The sequence below is a fragment of the bacterium genome (genome assembly GCA_030655055.1).
Classification (GTDB): Bacteria; Edwardsbacteria; AC1; order AC1; family EtOH8; genus UBA5202.
Map to the genome: position 1 here is coordinate 1 of JAURWH010000001.1, position 6,603 is coordinate 6,603.

A 6,603-nucleotide genomic window follows, 5' to 3' on the forward strand; every position below is an offset into this window, starting at 1 on the left:
GCCACAATATCCTGATGATCGGGCCGCCGGGGTCGGGCAAGACCATGCTGGCCCGCCGCTTTCCCACCATCCTGCCCAAGATGTCCCTGGACGAGGCCCTGGAGACCACCAAGATCCACAGCGTGGCCGGCCTGATGCCGCCCCACACCGCCCTGGTGGCCACCCGGCCCTTCCGCTCGCCCCACCACACCATCAGCGACGCCGGCTTGATCGGCGGAGGCGCCCATCCCCGGCCGGGCGAGGTTTCGCTGGCCCATCACGGGGTGTTGTTCCTGGACGAGCTGCCGGAGTTCAACAAGAATGTGCTGGAGGTGATGCGCCAGCCCCTGGAGGACGGGAAGGTCACCATTTCCCGGGCCGCCATGTCGCTGACCTTTCCCGCCTCCTTCATGCTGGCCGCGGCCATGAACCCCTGCCCCTGCGGCTATTACACCGACAGCAGCCACCAGTGCAGCTGCAACCCCCAGTCCATCCAAAAGTACCTGTCCCGGGTCTCGGGGCCTCTTTTAGATCGGATCGACATCCACATCGAGGTTCCGGCGCTTAAGTACCAGGAGCTGTCCCAGAAGGAGCCGGGCGAGCCTTCGGCGGTGATCCAGAAGCGGGTGGACACAGCCCGGCAGATGCAGCTGGAAAGGTACCAGGGCCGGCGCCACATCTACTGCAACGCCCACATGCAGACCAAGGACATCCGCAAGCACTGCGGGATAGACTCCGGCTCCGAGGAACTCTTAAGGGCGGCCATCAGCAAGTTCGGTTTTTCGGCCCGGGCCTACGACCGGATACTTAAGGTCTCGCGCACCATCGCCGACCTGGACGGGGCGGAGGACATCAACGCCACCCATATCTCCGAGGCCATCCAGTACCGGAGCCTGGATAGAAACGTATGGGGACAGTAACGAAGGTTCGCAATGAAGCAACGGCAGTAAATGTGGTAAAGGATGTAAAAGTTGTAAAGGTTGGAAAAGTTAGAAAAAACCAAACAAAGCCAATATACATAAAGGACAAAATGAAAAAATACTTATTGCCGCTTATTCTAGTGATCGCATCACTGAGCCTGGTTTCCTGCGGGGGCAAAAAAGCGATGGTGAAAAAAATGGAGGCCGACGACTACTACGCCCGGGGCCAGCAGTTCTTCCAGAACAAAAAATACGTGGACGCCATGGATGATTTCAAGGCCGTGGTCTTCAACTACTCCGGCAGCAAGCTGGCTCTGGACGCCAACTACTTCCTGGCCGAGTGTTATCTAAGGACCCGCGACTATCCCGGAGCCATCGCCGAGTTTCAGCAGATCCTGAACACCTACTCGCCCTGCCGCTACGACGACGAGGCCCGGTTCAAGGTAGCCCTGTGCTATTACAAGGATTCGCCGGGCTACGCCCTGGACCAGAGCGAGACCACGGTCAAGGCCGGACAGTCACTGAACCTCTATTTCACCTACCTGGCCGACACCACCTGGGCCCCGGAAGCCCGCCAGCTTAAGGGCAACATCGAGGACAAGCTGGCCCACAAGGAGTTCGACGCCGGGCGGATATATTTTAAAATGAAGCGTTACGCTCCGGCCAAATTATACCTGGAAAACCTGATGACCCAGTATCCCCAGACCCGCTGGGCCCAGGAGGCCAAAAAACTGTTGGGCCAGATCCCGGCTGCGGTAAAAGCCCAGCCTGCCTTGCCGGACAGCACCCCGGCCGCCGCCGACAGCAGCCAAGGCAAGTAGCGGAGGAACCATCTAAGGAAGCCATGCCATTCTTGCAGTGTTTTCTAACCCTCGGGACACACCGAAACTATAAGGAAACCATGAAGGACAGGAAAATATTTTGTTATTGACAGGGTCAAGTAATATATTTTATGGGAATTCATGACAATAGGAATCCTGGTTGATTCCTGCGATTCCTGGTTTCCTTATAAATGTAATTCCATGCAATTTTCGATGAAAACCAAATGCCAACACCCAAGCGCATAGGAATATTCGGCGGGACATTTGATCCCATCCACCTTGGCCACCTGATCGTGGCCCGGCAGGCGGCGGAAAAGCTGGGATTGGACCAGGTGGTCTTCATCCCGGCCGGACAGCCTCCCCACAAGGGCGGGGAGAAACTGTCCCCGGCCAGAGACCGCCTTGAGATGGTGCGCCTGGCGGTCAGGGGCGATGGTCTGTTCCGGGTCTCGGATATAGAAATTATGTCAAAGAACGCATCCTACACCGTAAACACCTTAAAAGCCTTGAAGTCAAAGTACAAGACGGCCGGGCTTTTTTTGCTTTTGGGGATGGACCAGGCGGTCCTGCTTTCCACCTGGAAGGAACCGCAGGAACTTTTTGACCTGGCTACGGTCTGCGTGCTGAGCCGCCCCGGTTATTCCCGGAACGAAGTGGAGCCCCGCTGGAGGAAGATGCTCCGGTTCCTGCCGGTCAGCCTGATCGACATCAGCGCCACCGTCATCCGGGACAGGGTCCGCCGCTCCCAGCCCATCCGTAATCTGGTGCCGGAATCTGCGGCCCGCTACATCAATAACAAAAAACTATACCAGTGACCATGACCGACCAAGCCACATCAACCGGGACAGCAACCGTTTCCATCTGGCAGCGGCTGGTTGCCACTTTGGATTTCTCCAAACAGAAGCCCCAACTAAAGCCTGGAGCCGAGGAGGCCTGCTTTGCCGACCGCCAGGGCCAGGAATATTTTGTGGTCAAGGCCCCGGAGGGCAGCGGCTACATCAAGCTGGGGCTCAAAGACTACTTTCTTTACTCATCCTTCACCGGCCGGAAGACCATCCAGGAAATCCTGGTGGACTATTTCCGGAAATTCGGGTCGCTGGCCTTCTCCCGCATCGGCACGCTTTACCAGGAGCTTTTTGCCGGAGGGTTCCTGGTCCAAAAACCTTCCAATTATTACAAGAACCTGGCCCAGAGGATCAGACACCAGAAGCCGGTGGTCAAAATACTGGATCTGATAAAGAACCTTCCCCAGCGGCAATGGCCCATCCCCAACTTTGACAATCTGGCCGGGATGCTGTACCGGGGCGGTTTCAAATATTTCTTCTCCCTGCCGGTAAAAATAATCTCCGGACTGGTGATCCTGGCCGGCCTGGCCTCCTTTGCGGTACTGGTCAAAGGCGGCCAGTACAGCGTACTAAAATCCTCGGGCTCCTATCTGACCGGACTGGTCATCCTGGTACTGCTGAACTACCTGGCGGTGATCACCCACGAGATGTCCCACGCCCTGGCCTGCAAGCATTACAAGCGGAAGGTCAACAGCGGGGGGACCATCCTGTATCTGGGGTTCCCGGCCTTTTATGTGGACACCACCGACGCCTGGCTGCTGCCCAAGGACCAGAGGCTGTTCATCTCCCTGGTGGGGCCATATACACAGGCCTTCCTGGCCGGAGCGGCTTCCCTGGCGGCCGTGCTGATGCCTGGATCATTTTTGAACCCCCTGCTTTACAAATTCGCCTTTCTTTCCTTCGTCTCGGTCTTCGCCAACTTCAACCCCAGCCTGGAACTTGACGGCTACTACATGCTGGTGGACTGGCTGGAACTGCCCGGGCTTAAGACCAAGGCCGCCCAGTTCATCAAAAGCGGCCTCAAGGCCAAGCTCAAAGCCAAAGAGCCTTTTACCCGGGAGGAAAAGATCTACGCCGGCTTCAAGCTGTGGAGTTATGCCTGGTCGGCTTTCGCCTTGGGCATCGCCCTGTATTTCTGGCGGCTGCAGGCCGCCCGGATGTGGCACAAGTTCCTGGCCGGCACCACCAACCAGGCCCGGTGGTGGCTGGTGGGGATACTGGCGCTAGCCCTGATCGGCTTCGGGGTGGCCCTGCGTAAGAAGCTGCAGATACTGGCGGCCGCCATCTGGCAGGACCTTTTAAAACTGGTGCGCCAGAAACCGCTGCTGGCTTCCCTGAGCCTGCTGGCCTTCTTTGGGGCGGCGGCCCTGATCATCGCCCTGTTGCCGAACTGGGCCAGGGTCCTGCTGATGCTGCCTTTCGGGGCCATGTCCCTGCTGGTGTTCTTGCGGGTCCACTCCTATTACCGGGGGTCCCACCTTTCCCTGGTCTTCTGGTGCCTGCTGCTGGCTTCGCTTTGGCAAATGGGGCTGGCCTCTTTCACTTCCGGCATCCATACCTACCTTTGGCTGGGATCGGCCGGAGCCCTGGCTTTGGCCGGGTTCAGCCAGTTCTCCTACTCCAGCTTAAGGCGGTGGCGGCAGTGGCAGCGCTGGCTGTGGGGGGCGTTGTGGATCGCGATGCTGCTGCTGATGGCCGTCAACCCGGGATTTTCCCTGCCCCAGGCTCTGGGGATAATGCTGCTCTGGTCAACTTTTTTAATGGTGCTGTCGCTTTACTGGAACAACCAGGGTTCTTCGCTGGAATATTTCTGGATGATCGTTTTAACCGGACTGCTGAGCCAAAATGTGATGACCATCTGGCGGCTGCCGGCCCGGCTGGATATTTTCCCGGCCCTGATGCAGGTGTTGGCCCTGCTGTGGCTGTACCTGATCATCAAGGGCACCTCCTGGCAGCCCGAGACCTCCACCTTTGAAGCGGCCGACTCCGAACGCCGCCGGATGCGCCAGGCCGCCATTAAAATATACAAGCTATCCCGCACCCATTTTTCCGCCTTCTTCGGCGAGTCTTCGGCCAAGGCCATGGACGACCGCCTGAACCTGGTGCTGATCGAAAAAGGCTGGCCCATCAGATTGTACGGCGACAAGAGCGAAGAGAGGTTCGAACGGGACCGGGGGATTCTGGAACGGAGTCCGGCCTTCAAGGGCCTGCTGGACGAGATGTATTTTTACATCTCCCGGATCACCGGGTCCTATTTTGCCAAAAACACCTTCAAGACCGCCTACGAAAGCCTGTACTGGGAGGAGCGGGAGATCGCCCAGCAGTACCTGATGTCCGGCTGCCGCTGGTCCGAAGGCCTGACCCTAAAAAAGCTCTCCCGGGAGAAAAAGGACGCCCAGGACGTGATCACCGGGGTGGCCCGGTTTTGGGAGCTTTCACCGGAAGAGGCCAAGGTGTTCTTCTCCCGGCTTAAGGAGGACCGGCGCAAGGCCGGCGAGACCATCATCCGGCAGGGCGAGGAGGGCGACAAGTTCTACCTCATCAAATCCGGGCAGGTGGAGATCTCCATCCAAAAGGACGGCGGTCCGGCCCAGATCGCGGCCCTGCTGGCCCGGGGCGACTACTTCGGCGAGATCGCCCTGATCAAGAAGGTCCCCCGCACCGCCACCGCCAGGGCTGTGTCCGACTGTTCGCTGCTGACCCTGGAGCGGGCGGACTTTGAACTTTTAATGTCCCAGAAGGTGGACCTGGGGCCCCGGATAGACCGGCTGCTGGAGAACCGGGGATTCCTGGTAAAGCTGCCGCTGTTCTCGGAATTCGCCCCGGCCCAGGTGGCCATGGCCGCCTCCCGACTGATCCCCAGGCGCTGCCAGCCGGGGGAGGCGGTGATCACCCAGGGCGAGATGGGCGACAGCTTTTACATCATCAAGGAAGGGCAGTTCGAGGTCTGGGTGGAGCGGGACGGCCAGAAGAACAAGGTGGCCGCATTGGGGCCGGGCGAGTATTTCGGGGAGATCGCACTGCTGTTGGACATGCCCCGCACCGCCAGCGTGGTCTCCCAGGGACAGGGCCTGGTGCTGCAGCTGCACAAGGAGGATTTCAAGAGCCTGCTGGGCGAGCATCTGTATTTCTACAAGAGTTTGGAACAGGCCTCCAGCCGCAGATTGAAGGATACCCGGCACAAGATAAGTTGATTCAAATATTAGTATGTTTAAAGTTAATTGTTTAAAACGGTGAAGTAGATATGGCAAAGTATTCAATCGGTATCATTCAATCTAAAATATTGTAGTTGCGCGATCAAAAAATAATCTTGGATGCGGATTTAGCGTTACTGTATGGCGTTGAAACAAAAGCATTGAACCGGGCAGTAAGAAGAAACATCAAAAGATTTCCCGCCGATTTTGTCTTTAGGATAAGCCCGGTTGAATTTGAGGGTTTGAAGTGCCGAATTGGCACCTCAAGTTGGGGCGGCCGACGCTATCTGCCATATGCTTTTAGCGAACATGGCGCAATCATGGCTGCAACGGTATTGAATTCCAAACGGGCAGTGGAGATGAGCGTTTTTGTGGTAAGGGCCTTTGTTTATTTAAGGAACCTGCTCGCCAGTAACGGAGAATTGGCTTCAAAAGTGGCCGAACACGACCGCAAACTTGCAACGCACGATAAATATATACTGGCTATTGTCAATGCCATTAAAAAACAAAAAGAAGAGCCGGCATCCCGAAAAGCCAAGATAGGCTTCAACCCTGAAAGAAATTAACAGCACTAACAATTACGCAGGAGACCAATAATCATGGAATGCTGGCATTGCGAACGACCGGCCAACGCGGTCTGCAGTTTCTGCGGGCGCTCGGTGTGCAAGGAGCACGCCAAGAACCTGCCCTACCTGATAGACTCCTTCCGGGACAAGGCCGGGAAGCTCAAGGGCCTGGCGGTCTCGGACGCCATCTGGTGCGGCACCTGCCACCCCAAGGACGAACCGGTGGAACTGGACGGGCTGGAATAGTTGACAGGGATTGGGGATTAGTGATTTGATGA

General features: G+C 57.3%; 6 protein-coding genes. All 6 read left to right on the top strand.

Annotation, left to right across the window (positions count from 1 at the left end; all coding sequences use genetic code 11):
• Positions 1-899 (top strand): YifB family Mg chelatase-like AAA ATPase (locus Q7U71_00005; protein MDO9390143.1); only part of this gene is annotated, 899 nt, incomplete at its 5' end.
• 110 nt (positions 900-1,009) lie between these two features.
• Positions 1,010-1,720: an outer membrane protein assembly factor BamD gene (bamD, locus tag Q7U71_00010; GenBank protein ID MDO9390144.1), complete on the top strand. Its 711-nt coding sequence runs from the start codon at positions 1,010-1,012 to the stop codon at positions 1,718-1,720.
• A 224-nt stretch (positions 1,721-1,944) separates the two neighbouring features.
• Positions 1,945-2,535, top strand: coding sequence for a nicotinate-nucleotide adenylyltransferase (gene nadD, locus Q7U71_00015; GenBank protein ID MDO9390145.1), 591 nt, complete (start codon positions 1,945-1,947; stop codon positions 2,533-2,535).
• A 2-nt stretch (positions 2,536-2,537) separates the two neighbouring features.
• A complete protein-coding gene (locus tag Q7U71_00020; protein ID MDO9390146.1) occupies positions 2,538-5,759 on the top strand; it encodes a cyclic nucleotide-binding domain-containing protein in 3,222 nt (1,073 codons plus the stop codon).
• Between the two features lie 95 nt (positions 5,760-5,854).
• Entirely contained in the window at positions 5,855-6,325 is a 471-nt protein-coding gene (locus tag Q7U71_00025) for an ORF6N domain-containing protein (GenBank protein ID MDO9390147.1), read from the top strand.
• A 33-nt stretch (positions 6,326-6,358) separates the two neighbouring features.
• Positions 6,359-6,571 carry a hypothetical protein gene (locus Q7U71_00030; protein ID MDO9390148.1) on the top strand — a complete coding sequence of 71 codons (213 nt, stop codon included), beginning with the start codon at positions 6,359-6,361 and terminating at the stop codon, positions 6,569-6,571.
• Positions 6,572-6,603 lie beyond the last annotated feature (32 nt).